At 57.0% G+C, this 21,390-nt stretch carries 15 protein-coding genes and 1 rRNA gene; 13 read left to right on the top strand and 3 right to left on the bottom strand.

Features of this window, described 5'->3' with window-relative positions; all coding sequences use genetic code 11:
• Positions 1-181: 181 nt before the first annotated feature.
• From rrf to C0560_RS19930, 10 genes are all read left to right on the top strand, one after another.
• Positions 182-297, top strand: a 5S ribosomal RNA gene (gene rrf, locus C0560_RS19975).
• 146 nt (positions 298-443) lie between these two features.
• Positions 444-1,472: a UDP-N-acetylmuramate dehydrogenase gene (gene murB, locus C0560_RS19970; protein ID WP_248859303.1), complete on the top strand. Its 1,029-nt coding sequence runs from the start codon at positions 444-446 to the stop codon at positions 1,470-1,472.
• Positions 1,469-2,431 carry a bifunctional biotin--[acetyl-CoA-carboxylase] ligase/biotin operon repressor BirA gene (birA, locus tag C0560_RS19965; protein ID WP_100778477.1) on the top strand — a complete coding sequence of 321 codons (963 nt, stop codon included), beginning with the start codon at positions 1,469-1,471 and terminating at the stop codon, positions 2,429-2,431. Before murB ends, birA begins: the two co-directional genes overlap by 4 nt.
• Positions 2,432-2,960: 529 nt before the next feature.
• Entirely contained in the window at positions 2,961-3,452 is a 492-nt protein-coding gene (gene bcsO / locus C0560_RS19960; protein ID WP_248859302.1) for a cellulose biosynthesis protein BcsO, read from the top strand.
• Positions 3,443-4,246 carry a cellulose biosynthesis protein BcsQ gene (bcsQ, locus tag C0560_RS19955; protein WP_123429841.1) on the top strand — a complete coding sequence of 268 codons (804 nt, stop codon included), beginning with the start codon at positions 3,443-3,445 and terminating at the stop codon, positions 4,244-4,246. Before bcsO ends, bcsQ (C0560_RS19955) begins: the two co-directional genes overlap by 10 nt.
• A gap of 18 nt (positions 4,247-4,264) precedes the next feature.
• Positions 4,265-6,364, top strand: coding sequence for a UDP-forming cellulose synthase catalytic subunit (bcsA, locus tag C0560_RS19950; RefSeq protein ID WP_248859301.1), 2,100 nt, complete (start codon positions 4,265-4,267; stop codon positions 6,362-6,364).
• Positions 6,361-8,643: a cellulose biosynthesis cyclic di-GMP-binding regulatory protein BcsB gene (gene bcsB, locus C0560_RS19945; RefSeq protein ID WP_123429840.1), complete on the top strand. Its 2,283-nt coding sequence runs from the start codon at positions 6,361-6,363 to the stop codon at positions 8,641-8,643. Before bcsA (C0560_RS19950) ends, bcsB begins: the two co-directional genes overlap by 4 nt.
• A complete protein-coding gene (locus C0560_RS19940) occupies positions 8,640-12,665 on the top strand; it encodes a cellulose biosynthesis protein BcsC (protein ID WP_248859300.1) in 4,026 nt (1,341 codons plus the stop codon). Before bcsB ends, C0560_RS19940 begins: the two co-directional genes overlap by 4 nt.
• Positions 12,665-13,144 carry a cellulose biosynthesis protein BcsD gene (gene bcsD, locus C0560_RS19935; protein WP_248859299.1) on the top strand — a complete coding sequence of 160 codons (480 nt, stop codon included), beginning with the start codon at positions 12,665-12,667 and terminating at the stop codon, positions 13,142-13,144. The genes C0560_RS19940 and bcsD overlap by 1 nt, the downstream gene beginning before the upstream one ends.
• Positions 13,145-13,151: 7 nt before the next feature.
• The gene (locus tag C0560_RS19930) at positions 13,152-14,144 is read left to right on the top strand and encodes a glycosyl hydrolase family 8 (protein WP_248859298.1); all 993 of its coding nucleotides are present in this window, start codon (positions 13,152-13,154) and stop codon (positions 14,142-14,144) included.
• Positions 14,145-14,211: 67 nt separating this feature from the next.
• Here C0560_RS19930 and bcsG read toward each other — a convergent pair whose 3' ends face one another.
• Genes bcsG through bcsE form a run of 3 tightly spaced genes read right to left on the bottom strand, consistent with a single transcriptional unit; the run spans position 14,212 to position 17,637 of the window.
• Entirely contained in the window at positions 14,212-15,891 is a 1,680-nt protein-coding gene (gene bcsG / locus C0560_RS19925) for a cellulose biosynthesis protein BcsG (protein WP_100778485.1), read from the bottom strand.
• Complete coding sequence (gene bcsF, locus C0560_RS19920; RefSeq protein ID WP_100778486.1) at positions 15,884-16,078, bottom strand: cellulose biosynthesis protein BcsF; 195 nt, start codon at positions 16,076-16,078, stop codon at positions 15,884-15,886. Before bcsF ends, bcsG begins: the two co-directional genes overlap by 8 nt.
• A complete protein-coding gene (gene bcsE, locus C0560_RS19915; protein WP_102105270.1) occupies positions 16,075-17,637 on the bottom strand; it encodes a cellulose biosynthesis c-di-GMP-binding protein BcsE in 1,563 nt (520 codons plus the stop codon). Before bcsE ends, bcsF begins: the two co-directional genes overlap by 4 nt.
• A gap of 178 nt (positions 17,638-17,815) precedes the next feature.
• Here bcsE and bcsR point away from each other — a divergent pair, with 178 nt between their 5' ends.
• The 3 genes from bcsR to bcsA (C0560_RS19900) are packed head-to-tail and all read left to right on the top strand — an operon-like array spanning position 17,816 to position 21,383.
• Positions 17,816-18,004, top strand: coding sequence for a cellulose biosynthesis protein BcsR (bcsR, locus tag C0560_RS19910; RefSeq protein WP_100778488.1), 189 nt, complete (start codon positions 17,816-17,818; stop codon positions 18,002-18,004).
• A gap of 11 nt (positions 18,005-18,015) precedes the next feature.
• Entirely contained in the window at positions 18,016-18,768 is a 753-nt protein-coding gene (bcsQ, locus tag C0560_RS19905) for a cellulose biosynthesis protein BcsQ (RefSeq protein ID WP_100778489.1), read from the top strand.
• The gene (bcsA, locus tag C0560_RS19900) at positions 18,765-21,383 is read left to right on the top strand and encodes a UDP-forming cellulose synthase catalytic subunit (RefSeq protein ID WP_100778490.1); all 2,619 of its coding nucleotides are present in this window, start codon (positions 18,765-18,767) and stop codon (positions 21,381-21,383) included. Before bcsQ (C0560_RS19905) ends, bcsA (C0560_RS19900) begins: the two co-directional genes overlap by 4 nt.
• Positions 21,384-21,390: the final 7 nt, after the last annotated feature.

Here is a 21,390-nt window from a genome sequence, read left to right as displayed (position 1 = left end):
GTTGAAGACTACGACGTTGATAGGCTGGGTGTGTAAGTGCAGCGATGTATTGAGCTAACCAGTACTAATGAACCGTGAGGCTTAACCTTACAACGCCGAAGATGTTTTGGCGAAGCAGAGACCGATTTTCAGCTGATACAGATTAATTGATTCGCAGGAATGCGTGTTGATACAGAATTTGCCTGGCGGCTTTAGCGCGGTGGTCCCACCTGACCCCATGCCGAACTCAGAAGTGAAACGCCGTAGCGCCGATGGTAGTGTGGGGTCTCCCCATGTGAGAGTAGGGAACTGCCAGGCATCAAACAAGTGAAAAGGCCATCCGCAAGGATGGCCTTTTTGCGTTTTTGTCGTACATCAGATCCCCTTTACTACGCGTCAAACTAATCACCCATCCCCCCACATATACGGTAAACTATCCCTGATTTTGCATCAGGATAGCATCTATGAACCACTCCCTTAAGCCCTGGAATACCTTTGGCATTCAACGTAATGCTAATAATATCGTGCGTGCAGAGAACGCTCAGCAACTGCTCGGTGCGTGGAAAACCGCCACTGAAAATCACCAGCCTGTCCTGATTCTTGGTGAGGGAAGTAACGTTCTCTTTCTTGATGATTTTGCCGGTACGGTTATTGTTAACCGCATTTCAGGCATCGATGTCACCGAGACAGACGACAGCTGGCATTTGCACGTTGGGGCAGGTGAAAACTGGCACAATCTGGTGCAATTCACCCTGGAACACGGAATGGCTGGCCTGGAAAATCTGGCGCTTATTCCCGGCTGTGCAGGATCATCCCCCATTCAAAATATCGGTGCCTACGGCATTGAGTTAAAACACGTTTGTGAGTATGTCGATTGCATTGAGCTGGCGACGGGCAAAGCCAGCCGGTTGACCACTGAACAGTGCCGTTTTGGCTACCGCGACAGCATCTTCAAGCATGAATATCAGGATCGTTATGTCATTGTTTCTGTAGGATTTCGCCTGGCAAAACAGTGGCAGCCAGTACTGACGTACGGTGATTTGACGCGCCTTGATCCGCAGACCGTAACGCCTCGCGAAGTGTTCGACGCCGTCTGCCACATGCGCATGACAAAACTGCCCGATCCAAAGGTGAATGGAAACGCCGGCAGCTTCTTCAAAAACCCAGTGATCAGCAGCGAAACAGCGCAAACGCTGCTCGCACAATGGCCAAACGCGCCACATTATCCGCAGGCTGATGGCAGTGTAAAACTGGCTGCAGGCTGGCTTATCGATCAATGTCAGTTAAAAGGTGCGGTTGAAGGGGGGGCAGCGGTGCATCGCCAGCAAGCCCTGGTGTTAATCAATGAAAATAATGCGACCAGTGAAGATGTTGTGCGTCTGGCGCACCACGTTCGCCAGTGCGTAGGCGATAAATTCAACGTATGGCTTGAGCCGGAAGTTCGCTTTATCGGTCGTACAGGTGAAGTGAACGCCGTGGAGACAATTGCGTGAAAGATAACACTGTACCCTTAACGCTGATTAGCATCCTGTCTGATGGGGAATTTCACTCTGGTGAGCAGCTGGGTGAACATCTCGGGATGAGTCGTGCTGCCATTAACAAACATATTCAGACCCTTCGCGACTGGGGTGTGGACGTTTTCACTGTTCCGGGAAAAGGGTACAGCCTGCCCGAACCTATCCAGTTACTGGATGAATCAGTGATTTGCCGCCAGCTTGATCAGGGTAAAGTGACGGTCTTGCCGGTTATCGATTCCACCAATCAATATCTGCTCGACCGTATCAGCACCCTCAACTCCGGTGACTGCTGCGTCGCGGAATACCAGCAAGCCGGTCGTGGTCGTCGTGGCCGCAAATGGTTCTCACCCTTTGGTGCCAACCTTTACCTGTCGATGTTCTGGCGCCTTGAGCAAGGCCCGGCGGCGGCAATTGGCTTAAGTCTGGTGATCGGCATTGTGATGGCCGAAGTGTTACATGACCTCGGCGCTGATAAAGTCCGTGTAAAATGGCCGAACGATCTCTATCTGAACGATCGTAAACTTGCAGGCATATTAGTGGAACTGACAGGTAAAACCGGCGATGCCGCGCAAATCGTGATCGGTGCAGGTCTCAATATGGTCATGCGACAAGTTCAGGCGGATATCGTTAACCAGGGCTGGATTACGCTGCAGGAAGCGGGCATCACGATGGACCGCAACACGCTCGCCGTTCGTCTGATTAAAGAGCTGCGTGAGGCGTTGACGCTCTTTGAGCAGGACGGGCTTGCACCTTTCCTCTCCCGCTGGGAGAAACTGGATAACTTTATTCATCGTCCGGTAAAACTGATCATTGGCGACAAAGAAATCTTCGGGATTTCACGCGGTATTAACGCCCAGGGCGCACTCATGCTGGAGCAGGATGGCATTCTGAAGCCGTGGGTGGGGGGGGAAATCTCCCTCAGAAGCGCGGAATAATCAAAGGGAGCCACTGGCTCCCTTTTTTAATCTCCATTTAACGCGCCCTACCTAAACGGGTAGGTTTCAAAGATCAGTAATGAGAAGAAGGGGTTACTGATTTTCTCAAAATAATAACGACATAAAAGTATTTCTAAATATTTCACAGAGTAACTTTTTATTAAAATGAGATTCATCCTGGTTGGTTTTTAATTCTTAGTATTTTCAAGTTAGCAATTTATCACGCTGCATTTATTGTTATTATCCCTCTTAAATCGCCACAGTTTTGGTTAGTTTAAACCAAAAACACTTCGATATTTTTATGTGTTAAAAACAGTTAGCATGTGTCGAGTCGATGTTTAAGCTTATGCCGTAAATAAGCAAATCGGTAATAAACCCATAATTTAAACATGCCAAAAATAAGCGTTCGGTTTAAACCGAAACGTGAATGTACGCCTGCGCCTGAATAAAACACGTCTGTTGATCGTGAATGGCCACTGAAGTCAAACGTGGTGTGTACATTATTTATTTGTAAATCATGAGTATAACTATGAATCATTATGATGATTTGCAGCGATTTAAGGATAAAACGCGCAATCAAGCGCTCGATTTCAAAGACTTTTCAGGACAAAACCAGGTGAGCGATCAAGGGAGTTGGGCCATTCTCAACCAGCTTCAGCCACAGGCTGAAAACGATACTTTCGCGCACGGGGGGCATGTTTCTCTAGCCGCGCCGCAGCCTGTCAGTGCAGAGACCTTCACCCAGGCTGAGGCAACGCCATTACCCGATGTTACTGCTGTCGATATCATTTCATCCAATGCCTCGTCGATTTTTCAGGGCGTTGCTGAGCAACTTGCTACTCAAGCAGAAAGCCTCCCGATGCCCACACCTGCGCCGGTTCGCGTCGCGGCACCCGTCCATGCCCCGACAGAGGTGAATTTTTCACGTCTGTTTGCGCCTGCCGCAAGTGCGCCAAAACCCGCGGCTGAAAAGAATCAGCCACTCAATTCCCTGCTGGAAAGGATCGCCACATGCCGTTAGTTTGCGTTTGCTCGCCGAAGGGCGGCGTAGGGAAAACGACCATAACCGCAAACCTGGCTTATGCGCTGGCGCGCTCAGGAAGCAAAGTGTTAGCGCTGGATTTTGATGTGCAAAACGCGCTGCGTCTGCACTTCGGCGTGCCGCTTGCCGACAGCCGGGGTTACGTTGCCAAAGCTGCGGAATCCTCAGACTGGAGCCAGTTTGTCCTCACGGCGGGCGGAAACCTGTTCGTGCTGCCGTACGGCGATGCCAGCGAAGATCAGCGCATGGCGTTTGAAGAGCGACTTAAGAACGATGAGCACTTCCTCACGCGTGGGCTGAGTACGCTGCTCAACTATCCGGGCCTGATTATTGTTGCTGACTTTCCTCCTGGCCCGTCACCGGCGCTAAAAGCGATGTCGCGCCTGGCCGATCTGCATCTGATCACGCTGCTGGCAGACACCGCTTCACTCTCACTGCTGCCGCAAATTGATAATCAGCGCCTGACGGGCGGGGTGCTCAACCACAAAGCCGGACACTATTTCGTCCTCAACCAAAGTGACAACCGCCGTCAGATCAGCCGCGATGTCACCACCTTTGTGGAGAATAAACTCGGCGACAAGCTGCTGGGTGTGGTTCACCGCGATGAAAGCGTCGGAGAAGCCAACGCCTCTCAACAGTCCATATTCGACTTTAGCCCGGCGTCAGCCGCCGCCTTCGACATTGAGCTTATTGCCAAAAAAGTCGCAGGTATTCTTGGCGTAAAAGTGGGCGACGGCACTGTCCATACCCTTCCGCGTAAGTCAGGGTTTTAAATCCACCCAGGACGACCTATGAAAAAGTTTCTTTATATTTTGCTGACGTTAGCAATGCTTCCCGTCGCGCTGCTGATCGTCATCACGCCGATGGACAGCCAGAAACAATATATCTTTGGCTTTATTAGCATTGGCCTGCTGTTTTTAATGGGCTTCAGCAAAAGACGCAGTATCTCCGTGATTATGGTGGTGATGTCATTATTGATGTCGACCCGCTATATGTATTTCCGCCTGACGCAAACCCTGCATTTTAATTCCGAGATTGAGACCATTCTCGGGATGGGACTTTTTCTGGCAGAGGTCTACGTCTGGGTCCTGCTCCTGCTGAATTATCTGCAAACCATCTGGCCGCTCAAGCGCGAGATCGTGCCGCTGCCGGATGACATGTCGCTCTGGCCGACAGTCGACGTCTATATCCCCACTTATAACGAATCGCTGGATGTAGTGCGCGATACGGTCCTTGCCGCGCAATGTATTGACTACCCGCGCGACAAAATGAAGATCTACCTGCTTGATGACGGCAAGCGTCGCGAGTTCGCCGTCTTTGCGGCAGATGTCGGCGTGGGATACATCACGCGCAACGACAATTCCCATGCGAAAGCGGGCAACCTCAACCACGCGATGAAACTCACCCAGGGCGAGCTGATCACCGTTTTTGACTGCGACCACGTCGCCACGCGCATTTTCCTGCAGGCCACCGTGGGCGGGTTCCTGAAAGATCCGAAGCTGGCGCTGGTGCAGACGCCGCACTACTTCTACTCACCCGATCCGTTCGAGCGTAACCTCTCCGTCGGGCGCAATATCCCGAACGAAGGGACGCTGTTCTACGGCCCGATTCAGCAGGGCAACGACAACTGGAACGCTACTTTCTTCTGCGGTTCGTGTGCCGTGATTCGTCGCAGCGCGCTGGAGGAGATCGGCGGCTTCGCGGTAGAAACGGTCACGGAAGATGCCCACACCGCGCTGAAAATGCAGCGTCTCGGCTGGAAATCCGCGTTTCTCGATATTCCACTGGCAGCAGGCCTCGCAACCGAACGTCTGGTGCTGCACGTCATTCAGCGTACGCGCTGGGCGCGCGGGATGACGCAGATTTTCCGTCTGGACAACCCGCTCTTTGGCCGCGGGCTGACCATCCAGCAGCGTCTGTGCTACCTCAGCGCCATGCTTTACTACCAGTTTGCCCTGCCGCGCATCGCCTTCCTGACCGCGCCGCTGGCCTATCTGCTGTTTAACCTCAACATCATCCACTCCTCGGCGGGGCTGGTCTTTGCCTACGCGCTGCCGCATCTGTTCCTGGCGATTTACCTGAACTCGCGCATGAACGGCCGCTATCGCTACAGCTTCTGGGGCGAAATCTATGACCTGGTGCTGGCGTTCCATCTGGTACTGCCCACCGTCGTTACCATGGTTTTCCCGAAGCGCGGCAAGTTCAACGTAACGGACAAAGGGGCGCTGCTTAACGTCGGTTATTTCGATTTCCGCGTCGTTCGCCCGCACCTGGTGATTGCGATCCTGCTGGGCATTGGCGTTATCGCGGGTATCGTCCGCGCCTGCGCTCACGACTACTACGGCGTCGATCCGAGCGTGATCGCCCTGAACGTCGGCTGGGGACTCTACAGCCTGATCTTCCTGCTGGCGGCGATTGCCGTCGCCCGGGAAACGCGCCAGACGCGCAAAACCATCCGCATCGACGTCAAAATTCCGGTGCTGATCCACTATGCCAGCGGGATTTCCTCCCGTAGCCAGACCGCCGACCTGTCGATGGGCGGCTGTCGCGTAGAGCTGCCGGACGATCGCCATCTGACAGACGACATCGAAGAGGTCGAGTTGCTGCTGCAATCAGGTGCAATCAGCATTCCCGTCAACGTTGTCGCGACGGACGAACACTTTATCCGCCTGATGTTTGAAGATATTCCTCTGGCGCGCCGCCGTGAGCTGGTGCGCGTGGTGCTCGCGCGTGCAGATGCGTGGATCCAGCCACCGAAACCGCAGGACAACCCATTCCGTTCGCTGTTCACCATTGTGCGCTGCGTGTTTGATCTCTTCTGGCTGACGTGGAAAACGCGTCGGGAAAACCGGCGTGCGCAAGCGCAGGTGCAGGAGGACGGCAACGCATGAAACAGCTGACAAAACTCACCTTGCTTGCGGCATCCCTGTTCGCGTTGCCGCTCCACAGTGAAGAGACCACCGTTGCCTCGCTGCTACCGGTCGAAATGCCTGCGCCAACGGCGGCTGCGCTGCCGACTTTTGTCCCTTCGACGGTGAACAGCATCAGCGTGGCGCAGATGGGCCAGCCGCAGGGGCTGGTCTTGAGCGGCGGCCAGCTTCAGGGGGGAATGAACTTCACCCTGCCGGTCGATCAGGTGATCACCAACGCCCAGCTCTCACTGAACCTGAAAGTCTCGCCAGCGATGGCGACACGTAACGCCACCCTGCAGCTGATGCTCAACGGACAGCCGCTGGGTACCGTGCCTCTGGGCGCGGCGGACAGTGATATCTCACGCTTCCAGCTGGATATTCCGGCGGCGCTGCTGGTCTCCAGCAATAACCTGAGCCTGCAGATCAATGACGGCGACGCGATGCAGTGCCAGCGCGATCTGTCGGATAAATATCGCGTCACCATCCTGCCGGATTCCCGCTTCGAGCTGGAAGGGCAGCAGCTGGATATCGGCTCGGACCTGAGCCATTTCCCGCGCCCGTTCTTCGACAGTATGCAGATGACGCCTGCGGCCATCGCTTTTGCCTTCGCCCCCACGCTCAGCAGCGACGCACTCAGCGCAGCGGCGCTTATCTCCTCCTGGCTGGGGATTCAGGCTGATTATCGCGGCGTCTCTTTCGCGGCGTTGCACGACATCCTGCCGGAGAAAAACGGCATTCTGATTGGCCATTCGGGTGACAAAATCGGCGGCCTGACGCTGCCGCAATCCACCGAGCCGATGCTGCAGGTGATCGATAACCCGGCGAACCCGGTGTACAAACTGCTGCTGGTCGTCGGGAACGACGACGCGGCGCTGCGCACGGCGGCATGGCGACTGACGCGCGGCAACTTTGCCCTGCAAACCGCCAGCATTTCGATCCCCGCGCAGACGATCCCGACGAGCAAGCCTTACGATGCGCCGCGCTGGATCCCAACGGATCGTCCGGTGAAGCTCTCGGAGCTGATCCGCAAGGATCAAAGCCTGACCGTCACCGGGATCTGGCATGCGCCGCTGCGGGTGGCCTTCCGCGCCGCGCCGGACCTGTTCCTCTGGGACGGGGAAACCATTCCGCTGCACATCGGCTACCGTTTCCCGACGGAGAGCTGGATTGACGAAAACCGGTCCTGGCTCAGCATGACTCTTAACGACACCTTCCTGCACAATCTGCCGGTGAACAAACAGGGCGCGCTGGAAACCTTATGGCACAAAGTGGGCGGCGACGCGCGGCAGGAGAAGTTTGATATGCCGCTTGAGCCGTACATGATTTACGGCGACAACCAGCTCTCGCTCTATTTCAACATCACGGCGAAAGAGAACGCGCCGTGCAGCGTGCTGCTGAACAACAACATCAAGAGTCGCATCGATGAAGACTCGTGGATCGATCTGAGCCACACGCGTCACTTCTCGCTCCTGCCGAATCTCTCTTACTTTGTCGGCGCGTCGTTCCCCTTCACGCGTCTGGCGGACTACTCCCAGACGGTGCTGCTGCTGCCTGAACAGCCAACGGAGACGCAAATCGCCACGCTGCTGGATATGGCGGCGCGTTCCGGTAACGCCACCGGCACCGCGCTGTACAACAACCGCGTGGTGCTCGGCGTGCCCACGGCAGGCGGCAATCTTGAGCTTCTGCGCACGCGGGATGTGCTGGCGGTCAGCGGTATGGCGCAGCACGACTTTAACCAGGCCCTGCTGAACGCATCGCCGTTTACCTCTCACGACAACACGCTGGGCGTGCGTACGCCGTCCACCTGGCAAAAACTGCAGCGCTGGCTGGCGGGCGACTGGACCTCCGACGGCGTCGAAGCAGACCGCTATTTCTCCTCCAACGAAGCGTGGCGCGGATTTGTCAGCTTCCGCTCGCCGTGGAGCAGCGACCGCCTGGTAGTGATGGCGCTGGGCAGCAACGACGATCAGCTCTCGCGCCTGCATGACGACTTAACCTCCGCGCGCATTAACGCCGGAATTCGTGGCGACGCGGCAATCATCACCAACGAAAACGGTGTGCGCAGTTTCCGCGTCGGCTCGCAGTTTCCGAGCGGTGAAATGCCTGCCCACATGATGATTGTCTGGTATGCCAACCAGCACTCGGCGCTGCTGGCGATCCTGGGTTTGATCATGAGTTCGCTGGCCGGTCTGGGCTTGTACGCCTGGCTGAAAAAGCGTGCGCGTAAGCGCCTGAATCCGGAGAGCGGAAAGTGAAAAAAAACAGTCTACAATCGGTCCTCTGTCTTTCCGGTGTGCTGGCCTTTGGCGGCACCGCGCAAGCGGCGCAAAACGAGGCGGCGCTGAAGGCGCTGTTTGACCAGGCCAACTACTGGCACGAAAAATCCCACGACGATCTGGCGAGCGAGTCGCTGAAAAAGGTGTTGATGGTCGATGCCAATAACACCCAGGCGCTCTACCTGATGGCCCTGTGGGCGCAGCAAAACGGCGATTTGCAGGCGGCGGCGCAGTGGCGCGCACGGCTGGCAAACGTCTCGCCAAATGATGGCGGTCTGCAGGCGCTGGATAATGCCAAACAGATGACCCAGGTTCCGCAGGGCACGCTGACGCTGGCTCGCCAGCAGGCGCGCAGCGGAAACATTCCGGCGGCGCTGGCGACCTGGAAAACGCTGTTCAACGGCGACACACCGCCCGCGAGCCTCGCGCCAGAGTATTACCAGACGATGGGCAGCGACAAAACCCTCTATCCAGAGGCGCTGGCCGAGCTGCAGCGTTTTGCGGCACAAAATCCGCAGGACAACGCCGCACGCGTGGCGCTGGGCAAAATGCTCACCTGGCAGGAGAGCACGCGCCGCGACGGGATCATTCAGCTGCAGCAGATGGCGAGCGGCAGCAAAGACGCGGATGCAGGCCTGCGTCAGGCCCTGCTGTGGTTAGGGCCAAAAGTAGGTGACGAGCAATTCTACGACACCTGGCTGCAACGCCATCCGCAGGACAGCGAAGTGCAGGCCTATTACCGCAAAAACGTGGGCGGCGCGGCGAAAGGCGAAGGCTTCACCGCGCTCAACAGCGGCAACACCGATGCCGCCAGACGTCAGTTTGAGCAGGTGCTGCAAACCAACCCGCAGGACGCCGACGCGCTCGCCGGGATGGGCTATATCGCTCAGCGCAGCGGCGACTATCAGGCTGCCGCGCAGTATCTCGGACGCGCAGCCAGCCAGGGCGGCGACGCCTCCAGCGAACGCCAGCAGCAGGCCGACGACGCCGCCTTTTATGGTCAGCTCGCTCAGGCGCAGCAGGCGCTAAAAGAGGGCAATGTCAGCCAGGCGCTGGCGCTTTCGGCTCCGCTGGTGCAGCAGAGCGGTGAGCGCGGCACGGCGGCTCGCCTGTTCCGCGCCGATGTGTTGCGTCACAACAAAGATTATCCGCAGGCCGAACAGACCCTGCGCGAGTTGCTGAACCAGCAGCCAAACAACGGCGCCGCGCGGGAAAATCTCTATTACGTCCTGAAAGAGCAGAACAAAACCGCCGAAGCCCAGGCGATGCTGCGCACGCTGCCCGCCAGTTTGCAGGCGAAACTTCAGCCGCGCGTGGTAACCGGTTTACCGGGCGATCCGATTCGTCGTCAGGCGCAGCAGGCGGCGGCAAGCGGGAACACTCAGCAGGCGATCGCGGTTCTGCGCGAGGGGATTGCCCGTCTGCCGGACGATCCGTGGCTCCGCCTCGATCTGGCACGTTTGCTGCAAAAATCCGGTGCCGACGGCGAAGTCGCTTCGGTGATGCAGCCCGCATTTCGTCAGGGAGCGGGGGCCAGTTCGCTGTATGCGGCGGCGCTGTTCGCCAGCGAAAACGGAGCGTGGCAGCAGTCGCAAACCATTCTGTCGCGCATCTCGCCCGCCAGCCAAACGCCGCAAATGCGCGAGCTGGCTCAGCGCGTGAACTACAACCTGCAAATGGCGACGGCAGAGCGTTACCTGGCGCAGGGCAATTCCGTTGCGGCGGCCAATACCCTGAAAACCCTCTCAACGCGCCCACCGGAAAACCCGGCCGATGCGGGGAAACTGGCGCGAATGCTGGCGCAAAGTGGCGATCTGACGGGCGCGGTGGCGGTGGTGCGCAGCAATATGCGTGAGGGTGTGCAGGGTAACGCGGGCGATTACGCCGATCAGGTGTCAGTGCTCAATCAGGCCGGGCTGAGCGGCGAAGCCCAGAGCTTCCTCGCGAATCCTGAACTGCTGGCGCGCAGCACGCCGACTCAGCTGGCGGGCGTGCGTAACGGGTATGTGATCAACGAAGCCGACCAGCTGCGCGAGCAGGGCAACTATGCGGCAGCGTATGACAAACTGATCCGCGCCCTGCAAAGCGATCCGCAAAATACCGACCTGATGTTTGCGATGGCGCGTCTGTATCAGACCGGCAAAATGAACAAAGAGGCGGGTGTGGTCTACGACTACCTGATGACGCGGGATACGCCGGATCAGGATGCCCGCGCGGGCGCCATCGACGTGGCGCTGGCTGAAGACAACGTGGTGAAAGCGAAGCAACTTGCCAACGGGCTGCAAAATAACAGCTCGCCGGAGCGCCTGGTGTTACTGGCGCGTCTGGAAGAAGCTCAGGGCAACCATCAGCAGGCGATGACTTATCTGCGCAGCGCGCGCGGCAAACTGCTGGGTCTGCAATCCACCAACAGCGCGGCGACGCCGACGATGGGCGGCTTGCTGCTGGCGGATAACCCGTTCGTAAGTACCAGCCGCACTGCTCAGGCTGTCGGCGCTACGGCCTCCAGTGATAACGGGCTGCCGTGGCAACTGGCGCAAACGGCACGCGAGCCAGGCTCGACGCTGCCGGGCACCACGCGTCCCGATCTGCCGCAGGAGACGGCCCAGAGCCGCACCTTGCGTCAGGTCGATGAGATGATGCAGCAGATGAACGAGCAGACCGGTATGTGGCTGCAGGGCGGGGTGGACGTACGCGGGCGCGATGGCGAATCAGGCACCAGCAAGCTGACGGAAGCCAAAGCACCGCTCACCTGGTCCAGCTCGCCGTTTGGTGAGTCTCGCTTCGAATTCACCGCGACGCCCATTACGCTCAGCGCGGGCAGTGCCAGCGGTGACGCGTGGCGCCGCTTCGGCTCTAATCCGCTGGCAAACGCCGCGTCGAACATGGTGGCAACGGCGACCAACGAGCAAAAAGCCATTGCAGCGATGAACGCCACGGAGCGGGCAACTTATCTTGCCGCGCATCCGGGGGCTGCATCGCTGGTGGGCTTAGGCGATCTGGACAGCAACGACTTTAACCTGACGAGTTCCGACGGCCAGCTGAATCTGGCGAAACTTGGAGCCTACGACGGTGGTAAGGTCGGGGAATACCTTGAAGCCTCGAACCTGAAGGCCAACGTCAATCAGCCAGGGGATGTCTCTACGGATTCGCAAAAAGCGAATGGCGTGGAGCTGAACATGGCGCTGAGCGGGAAAGATTATCGGCTTGATGTCGGCAGCACGCCGCTGGGACAGGATCTGAGCACGCTGGTGGGCGGCGTGAAATGGTCGCCAAAACTGACCAATTACCTGTCGCTGATCATGACCGGAGAGCGCCGTGCGGTAACAGACAGCCTGTTATCTTACGTGGGGCTGGAAGACAAATATTCCGGCAAACGCTGGGGGCGGGTCACTAAAAATGGCGGCAGCCTGCAGCTGAGTTATGACGACGGTGATGCCGGTTTCTACGCGGGCGGCGGTGGTTACAGCTATCTCGGTGAAAACGTGGCGAGCAACACCAGCATCAATGCGAACGCCGGGGTCTATCTGCGTCCTTACCACGACGACTTCCGCGAAGTGAAAACCGGGCTAAGCATGAGCTGGATGGATTTCTCAAAAAATCTCAGCCAGTTTACCTTCGGCCAGGGCGGATACTTCAGCCCACAGAACTATGTCAGCGTCTCGCTGCCGATCGACTACGCGCAAAAAATCGATAACTGGAAGCTGAAACTGGGCGGCTCGGTAGGCTACCAGTCTTACAGCCAGGACAGCAGCGACTACTTCCCGACTAACGACAGCTGGCAGCAACTGCTGGAAGGGGCCGTCGAGAGCGGCTTTGCGAAAGAAGCGACCTACAAAGGCACCTCTGAAAACGGCATTGGCTACACCGTCCGCGCCGGGGTCGATTACAACGTCAACAAAGACATGACCATCGGCGGCAAGGTCGGGTATGACACCTTTGGCAGCTATAACGAAAGTACGGCGGGACTCTATTTCCGCTACATGCTGGGAGATAAATAATGACAACGACGCTGGAAAACCCTGCGATCCTGAGCTGGTTTCGCGCGCAGCAAACGCCGGAAGGCTGGTTTGACCTACTGGCGCTGATCGTTGACGGCATGGTGCGTAACGTCGGTGAGCTGGAGAGCCAGCCGTTCCTGCATCAGATGGGGGGGGCGCTGGCCGAACAGTTTCCGTTGCCGCCGTCAGAAACGGTGGGCGAACTGGAAGCCAACATCAACGCCCAACTGGCGCGTTTTGGCTGGGGCTGCGTGGAGATCAACACCACCGACACCGACCTCACCCTGCGCCATCTGGCGCTGCCCGTAAGCCGCCGTGAGGACCAGCAAAGCCGCTGGTGTCACGCCTTCTGTGCAATACTGGAAGGGCTGTATGTCCGCTGGATGCAGGACCAGGGCGGGAAAGCGCATGTGACGGTGAGTCGCGAGCGTCTCTATTCCCTTTCGGACGTGCAGTTCCGTTACCACAACCCACAGTGAGTAAATGATGAGAAAGCCTGCATGCGCCGCACTGGCGGTCATGATGAGTCTCTGTTTTTCGCCGTTTTCTCAGGCCGGTCAGGCCTGGGAGAGCTATAAAGCGCGCTTTTTAATGCCGGATGGCCGCATTGTCGATACCGGAAATGGCAACGTTTCCCATACGGAAGGGCAAGGTTTCGCCATGCTGATGGCGGTGGCGAGCGACGACAAAGCGGCGTTTGATAAGCTTTGGCAGTGGACCGACAGGACTCTAAAAAATAAAGAGAACGGCCTGTTTTACTGGCGCTACAACCCCGTCGAGCCGGACCCGATTACCGACAAAAATGACGCCACCGATGGCGATACGATGATCGCCTGGGCGTTGTTAAAAGCCGACGCCCGCTGGCATGACAAAGGCTACAGCACCGCCTCGGATGCCATTACCAAAGCGCTGGTGGCCCACACGGTGATTCGCTACGCGGGCCAGCGCGTGATGTTGCCGGGCGCGCAGGGGTTTAACCTCAACAGCGAAGTGGTCCTCAATCCGTCGTATTTTATCTTCCCCGCCTGGCAGGCGTTCGCTGACCGCAGCCATTTGCAGGTGTGGCGCGAGCTGATCAAAGACGGGCAAACGCTGCTCGGAAAAATGGGAAGCGGTAAGGCCAATCTGCCGACCGACTGGGTTTCTCTGGCCGCAGACGGCACGCTGACGCCCGCGAAAGCGTGGCCACCGCGCATGAGCTACGATGCGATCCGCATTCCGCTGTATGTGCACTGGTTTAATCCACAAAGCCCGCTGCTCTCGCCCTGGCGCAGCTGGTTCGGTCAGTTCAGGCGGGAGCAAACCCCGGCCTGGGTCAATGTCACGACCAACGACTATGCGCCGTACATGATGGAAGGTGGCCTGCTGGCGGTAAGGGATTTAACGATGGGGCAGGCGATGAGTGAGCCGGAGATTACGGCGAAGGATGACTATTATTCGGCGAGCCTCAAGATGCTGGTGTGGGTGGCGGGACAGTAGAACGGATCTCCCCACCCCGGCGGCTCTCCTGTGCGGAGAGTCGTCAGGGTGGGGGAGTTACTGAACCTTATTGCGGGTATGGCACCCAATCACCACCGTTCAACCGTACATACGGCTTGTTCTGGTACTGAATCACCACCGCATTCGCGTTCTCAGACACTTCCGCCGTCTGCGGCAGACCGCTGGTGAGCTGATTCCAGTTCACGCTGTCTTCCACAAACAACTTCCCGTCTACCGCACGTGCAACCAGCTCGGAAATCGCCAGATAGCTGCTCGGCTGGGTGATTTCGATTGGCGCACCCTGATGCGGTGCTTTCATGCCGAAGAACTTAATCCCGGCGGGCACGTTGGTGATGGACGGGCTTGGGATATCGCGCAAGCCGGAGACCTGCATTCTGTCGCCTTTCAGCGCGCCACCGTGCTCTGGCACCACAACCACCATCACCCGACGGCCTGATTTTTCCAGTTCGGTAAAGAACGCATCCAGCTCATCGAAGAACTTCTGCGCACGAACTTTGTAATCCGCCGTTTTGCTCACGCCTGGATAGTGGTTACCGTCGTGCAGCGGCAGGGTGTTGTAGAAGGTCGCGCTACGGGTGTTTTCCTCTTTCCCGACCGTTTGCAGCCAGCGTTGCAGCGTGGCGGTGTCGTCATACACCGGTGAACCGTCAAAGCCCAGCAGCGGCACCGGCAGACCGGTTTGGTCCATCAGCGGCGCATGCATCCCGCCGTTCTCGCGCACCTCTTTCAGGAAGCCGCCAAAGATACCGTTATGGCCGAGCATCAGGTGCTGGGTAAAGCCCAGTTTTTCGAGGTTATCGAACAGGTAGCACTGATTGCCCGCGGGCTGATACAGATTTTTATGCGACGGCTGACCGCAGCTGGCGCGCAGCAGACGAATCGCCGCCGGGCCGCTGTACGAGGTGGCCGAGTTAAAATCTTTGAACTGGATATCGAAATGCGACCACAGCGGGTGAGACGACAGACCTGCTGCCTCCACATCGGCCCAGGAGAGGGAACAGATGTTGATCACCAGCAGTTCAAACGGCTGCGCGTCGGCAGGCAGTGACGCCGGGAATTTCGTCTGACGCTTGGCTTCCGCGTTATAGAAGCTGGACAGCCAGGCGTTAAGGTTGGTGGAGGTCGGTGGCGCAGTTTGCGCCGGGATATCCCCGATCACAGCTGTATCTCCGGCGGTGGCAACTGTCGGCGCGGCGCTGCCGCCCGTGGTAGTCACGGTTTCTGTTGGCTGACCGGCTGGCCACAGGGAGAAGCTCGGGCCTGCCAGCGTCAGGACGTTCAGCCAGATCATAATCGCCACCACGAACACCGTGATGCGGATCCATTGGGAGAGGAACAGCCATGCAATCAGCATCACGAAGATGGCGCCAATCATCTGCCAGTTGATAAAGCGTTCGGTCAGATCGAGAAGATAATCGCTGCTAAAGCCCGCCACCTGCGAGCCCTGGCTCATGATGCTATCCGGGCCTGGAAGCCAGGTGTCATGCCAGAACAGCCCGAAGCCAATCGGTATCGCTACCCAGTGGCGCAGGCGGTGCAGCTTCAGGTTCGGAATGGGCATCAGCAAAAATGCCATAAACACCAGGTTAAGCAGCGGATGGAAATTCAAATAGCCCGCCCAGAGCAGGCCAAATTTCACCAGAAAATAGAAGTTCCAGCCGGACAGGCCGCGCCAGTATTGCCAAAGCGGCGAAGGTGCCGAAGCAGTATAGGTAGAATTAGTCATGTTTTCGGTTTGCCTTGACGTGTGAAGCCCGTTTCAGTGTTCCAGCTGGTTTAACATAGCGAGGTTTTGCAAACAGCAGTCTTACCGTATCGCGGGTACGGCGTAATGAATGGCGCGCATAGTAGCCAAGTGGGAAGAAGATGATCGCGCACAGGATCACGAGCTGAATAATGTCAGTGTTGTTCATGATGATGCCCTCTCCTCTGCATCACTCAGCAAACGCAGCGGCTCAGGGACGCGACGCCAAACGTGTCCGTCGTGGGTGGCGTTCAGCACCGGTTTGCTGTCGCTCGCGACCAGCAGCGGTTTGCCCCATTGTTCCGGCTGCAGCTGTTTCATCTGCACAATTTCGGCGCTGATCAAATTGTCTTCAAACCAGACCATGCGGTTGGAGAAGATATCTCCGGTTGGCAGCGGGAAAATGTGGTTAAGGGCGGTATCCAGGTCGTTGATGCGACAGAAGGATAAAAACAGCACCAGGCGATTATCGCCGATGGTCATGATATCCCCGGTACGGTTCGGGCGGCATAACGTCAGCGCCTGCTCAATACGGATACCCGGAACCGGACGCAGCGCGACCATCACCCCTTTACCGTCTGCGGGCAGCAGCGTGTTGCTCATCATGTTGCTCACCGCGTCGCAGAAGGTATCCCATTTCTGGTAGCCGCGCAGCTTCATCGGCTGGGTCATGGAGAGCAGCGTTGAGATCTCTTCCGGGACGTGGCGATTAAACTGCTGACCCTGGAGGCTTTCAATGAGCGTCAGGCAGCGAGAAAGCGGGGCGTTCCACGGGATCACCATGTTCGCGCCGCAGCCGAGCAGCAGGCGTTCATCGGTGGCGCGCAGGCTGGTGTTGTTCTCACGGACCACGATTTTCAGTGCGCTGCCGCGCTGGCGACGCAGGGTGTGGATCTGTCGGGCTATCGACTCAATCTGATTATTCTGCGTCAGTGAAAAGACAATCGTCGCGGCCTGCGTGGTGCGGGCTTCATTAAACAGCGATTCGTTGGTTTCGAACAAAGACCAATATTCAGAGAGGGCAGGGGCGCCTTCTAATACAGCGATGTGGCTCAGTATGCGTTTTTCATCGTTTCGTGGCTGAACGACGGTTTCTTCCTGCTGGGCGACATGCCACTCGCCAGCAATATGCTTCAGCGTCAGCTGTTGTCGGGCGCTCACCCCTTTTTCATTGCACCAGAACGCAATATCGTAAAGATGGCTGTCGGCCTGATGGCGCGTACTGGCCAAACCAAACAGGGAACGATATTCACTCATTAAAAATGAGAACTGCTTATCATTATTACTACCAGGACTGATCACCAGCAGCGTGCAATTTTGATCGCGCACCCATTTATTGATTTTTTCCAGCCAGACTCGCAATTTTTCTGTGGGTATATTTTGCCAGGTATTGTTCGCGCATTTAAGCACCAGTAAATAATGATGAGGATCGATGCTGCATTGAATGTCGCGGGGCAAAAAGTATAGACCATCTTCCTGGTTTGGCATGGAAAACAGACGTACTTTATCTGGCCCCTGTTCATTACTCAGGCTGATGATATCTTTAGGGTCCTCACCCATGGTCACCACAGCAACGTGGGCACTTTTCTCTTGCGCTGCAATTGTTTGATTCACAAGACTAATAGCGTCTTCATTGCGGTCCGTACTGATCCACCAGACTCCGCCGGCTGGCATGTGGCGCAATTCATCCCATAATGACTGGATACCAACTGAAAATATGGGGTTCACGGTGTCCCTCTTCGCGACTAATTTACCTGTATCTCAGTTTACTAGCGAAAGCTCAGAAATAAACCTAACATTGAAATTAAAGACCATCAGATTTAGCATATGAATGAATTTTCGCAGGCAGGAAGCCGTGCAACTACCTCTGTTGTTCGTTGAGAATTAATAAAGGAATGAAACTAAAATGCATAATAACGAACCAACAACGCCGGTTGATTCTGGCCTTGGGTACACATTCCAAAATGATTTTTTGGCGTTAAGCCAGGCTTTCTCATTGCCTGAAATAGACTACACCGATATTTCACAGCGAGAACAGCTGGCAGCGGCGATTAAACGCTGGCCATTATTAGCTGAATTTGCCCGTCAACAATAAGGGAGCCATTGATGGCCATACTTGGATTACAGGGCATTCGTGGCGGTGTTGGCACGACGTCAATAACAGCAGCGCTGGGATGGTCATTACAGATATTAGGCGAATCGGTACTGGTTATTGATGCCTGTCCCGATAATTTGCTGCGGATGTCTTTTAACGTTGACTTTGACACTTCTGATGGCTGGGCGCGGGCGTTGCTCGACGGTCGCGACTGGCGAGATACCGCACAACGTTACACGTCGCAGCTCGATATCCTGCCGTTCGGCCAGTTGACCGCGAGCGAAAAAGAGTCCATTTACACCCGCTATGGCACGCTGGGCTATTTTGCCGATGCATTGCAGCTGTTACAGGAAAAAAGCCACTACCAGTGGATTTTGCTCGATCTCCCAAGCGGCTTCTCACCGCTCACCCGCCAGTTAATCGAACACTGCGATCACACGCTGACGATTGTGAACGCGGATGCCAACTGCCATGTTCGCCTGCATCAGCAGGTGCTCCCGAACGGAGCGCATATTCTGATCAACGATTTACGCCTGAACAGCCAAATTCAGGACGATCTCTACCAGGTCTGGCTGCAAAGCCAGCGTCGTCTGCTGCCGATGGTCATTCATCGCGATGAAGCCATCGCCGAGTGCATGGCATCCAAACAGCCGCTCGGCGAATACCGTAGCGATTCTCTGGCGGCGGAAGAGATCCTCACTCTGGCGAACTGGTGCCTGTTGCACTATACCGGACGCCCGGAGCCTGCCGGGAGAGGCCTATGAGCCGGCTGTCCAACGCGCTCCTCATCCCGCCCGTTAGCGCGCGCTTAAGCGAGCGATACCGGAATTATCGCCGTCACGGTGCGTCTGCCTTTAGCGCCGCGCTGGGCTGCTTCTGGGTGATTTTGGCCTGGATGTTCATCCCCCTCGAACATCCGCGCTGGCAGCGTATTCGTGCACGCCATCGCGAGCTTTATCCGCATCTCGACCCTGACCGACCGCGCCCTCTCGATCCGGCGCGCTACGCGATTCAGGCGTTATGGCTTATCGTCAGTCAGGCGAAACGCGAAAAAACCGAACCGCGCTGGCGCACGTACAGTCGCTTTAAGAACGTGCGCGGGCGTTACCATCAGTGGCTGGAAACACTGCCTGAGCGCTTCAGCGACCAGACCAGCCATCTCGATTCACATAAAGAGCTGGGGCATCTGCATCCCGGCTTGCGGCGTTTTATTCTCGGGGTGATCGTCGTTTTCTCGCTCATTCTGGCGCTGCTCTGTATCACTCAGCCGTTTAACCCGCTGGCGCAGTTTATCTTCCTGATTCTGCTGTGGGGCGTGGCCCTGCTGGTGCGGCGTATTCCAGGGCGTTTCTCGGCGCTGATGCTGATTGTGCTCTCCCTGACCGTCTCCTGCCGCTACATCTGGTGGCGCTATACCTCGACGCTGAACTGGGATGACCCGGTGAGCCTGACCTGCGGTTTGGTCCTGCTGTTTGCGGAAACTTACGCGTGGGTAGTGCTGGTGCTGGGGTATTTCCAGGTGGTCTGGCCGCTGAATCGCCAGCCGGTTCCGCTGCCGAAAGACACCGCCCAGTGGCCAACGGTGGATATTTTCGTTCCGACCTATAACGAAGATCTGAACGTGGTGAAAAACACCATCTACGCCTCTCTCGGTATCGACTGGCCGAAAGACAAGCTTACTATCTGGATTCTGGACGACGGAGGGCGCGAAGAGTTTCGCCAGTTCGCCGACAGCGTGGGGGTGAAATACATCGCCCGTACTACCCACGAGCACGCCAAAGCCGGGAACATCAACAACGCGCTGAAGTATGCCACGGGCGAATTCGTGTCGATTTTTGACTGCGACCACGTCCCGACGCGCTCGTTCCTGCAGATGACCATGGGCTGGTTCCTCAAAGAGAAACAGCTGGCGATGATGCAGACGCCGCACCACTTCTTCTCGCCGGACCCGTTCGAGCGCAACCTCGGGCGTTTTCGCAAAACGCCTAACGAAGGCACGCTGTTCTACGGGCTGGTGCAGGACGGGAACGACATGTGGGATGCCACCTTCTTCTGCGGCTCTTGTGCGGTGATTCGCCGTAAACCGCTGGATGAAATTGGCGGTATCGCCGTCGAAACCGTCACCGAAGATGCGCACACCTCTCTGCGCTTGCACCGTCGCGGCTACACCTCGGCGTACATGCGTATTCCGCAGGCGGCGGGGCTGGCGACGGAATCGTTATCCGCCCACATTGGCCAGCGTATTCGCTGGGCGCGCGGAATGGTGCAGATCTTCCGTCTCGATAACCCGCTGACGGGTAAAGGGCTGAAGCTCGCGCAGCGTCTCTGCTACGTCAACGCCATGTTCCACTTCCTGTCCGGTATCCCACGGCTGATCTTCCTGACGGCACCGCTGGCCTTCCTGCTGCTGCACGCGTACATCATCTTTGCCCCGGCGCTGATGATTGCCCTGTTCGTTCTGCCGCACATGATCCACGCCAGCCTGACCAACTCGAAAATTCAGGGGAAATACCGCCATTCGTTCTGGAGTGAAATCTACGAAACGGTGCTGGCCTGGTACATCGCACCGCCAACGCTGGTGGCGCTGATTAACCCGCATAAAGGCAAATTCAACGTCACCGCAAAAGGCGGGCTGGTGGAAGAGGAGTACGTCGACTGGGTGATCTCCCGCCCGTACATTTTCCTCGTCCTGCTGAATATCTTCGGCGTGATGGTGGGGATCTGGCGCTACTTCTACGGCCCGGAAAACGAAGTGCTGACGGTCTTCGTCAGCCTCGCATGGGTCTTCTACAACCTGATCATTCTCGGCGGCGCGGTGGCGGTATCGGTGGAGAGCAAACAGGTTCGTCGCTCCCATCGCGTTGAAATCTCCATGCCTGCGGCGATTGCCCGTGAAGATGGCCATCTCTTCTCCTGTACCGTCCATGACTTCTCCGACGGGGGGTTAGGCATCAAGATTAACGGCCAGGCGAAAGTGCTCGAAGGGCAGAAGGTGAAATTGCTGCTCAAGCGCGGCCAGCAGGAGTACGTCTTCCCGACGCAGGTTGTGCGTGTGTTGGGCAATGAAGTGGGGCTGCAGCTGATGCCGCTCACCAAGAAGCAACATATTGATTTTGTACAGTGTACCTTTGCCCGCGCGGATACGTGGGCACTCTGGCAGGATAGCTTCCCGGAAGATAAGCCGCTGGAAAGTCTGCTGGATATTCTGAAGTTGGGGTTCCGTGGTTATCGCCACCTTGCAGAATTCGCTCCGCCGTCAGTGAAAATAATTTTCCGTTCACTTACCTCGCTGGTTTCCTGGGTGGTGTCGTTTATCCCTCGTCGCCCTGAGCGGGATGAGGCGAAACAACAACCGGACCCGGTTATGGCTCAACAATGATGATAAC

The sequence above is a fragment of the Lelliottia sp. AC1 genome (assembly GCF_023278595.1).
GTDB classification, from domain to species: Bacteria; Pseudomonadota; Gammaproteobacteria; order Enterobacterales; family Enterobacteriaceae; genus Enterobacter; species Enterobacter nimipressuralis.
Note: the sequence above shows the minus strand (reverse complement) of the source record. Positions and strands in the feature narration are given on the sequence as shown.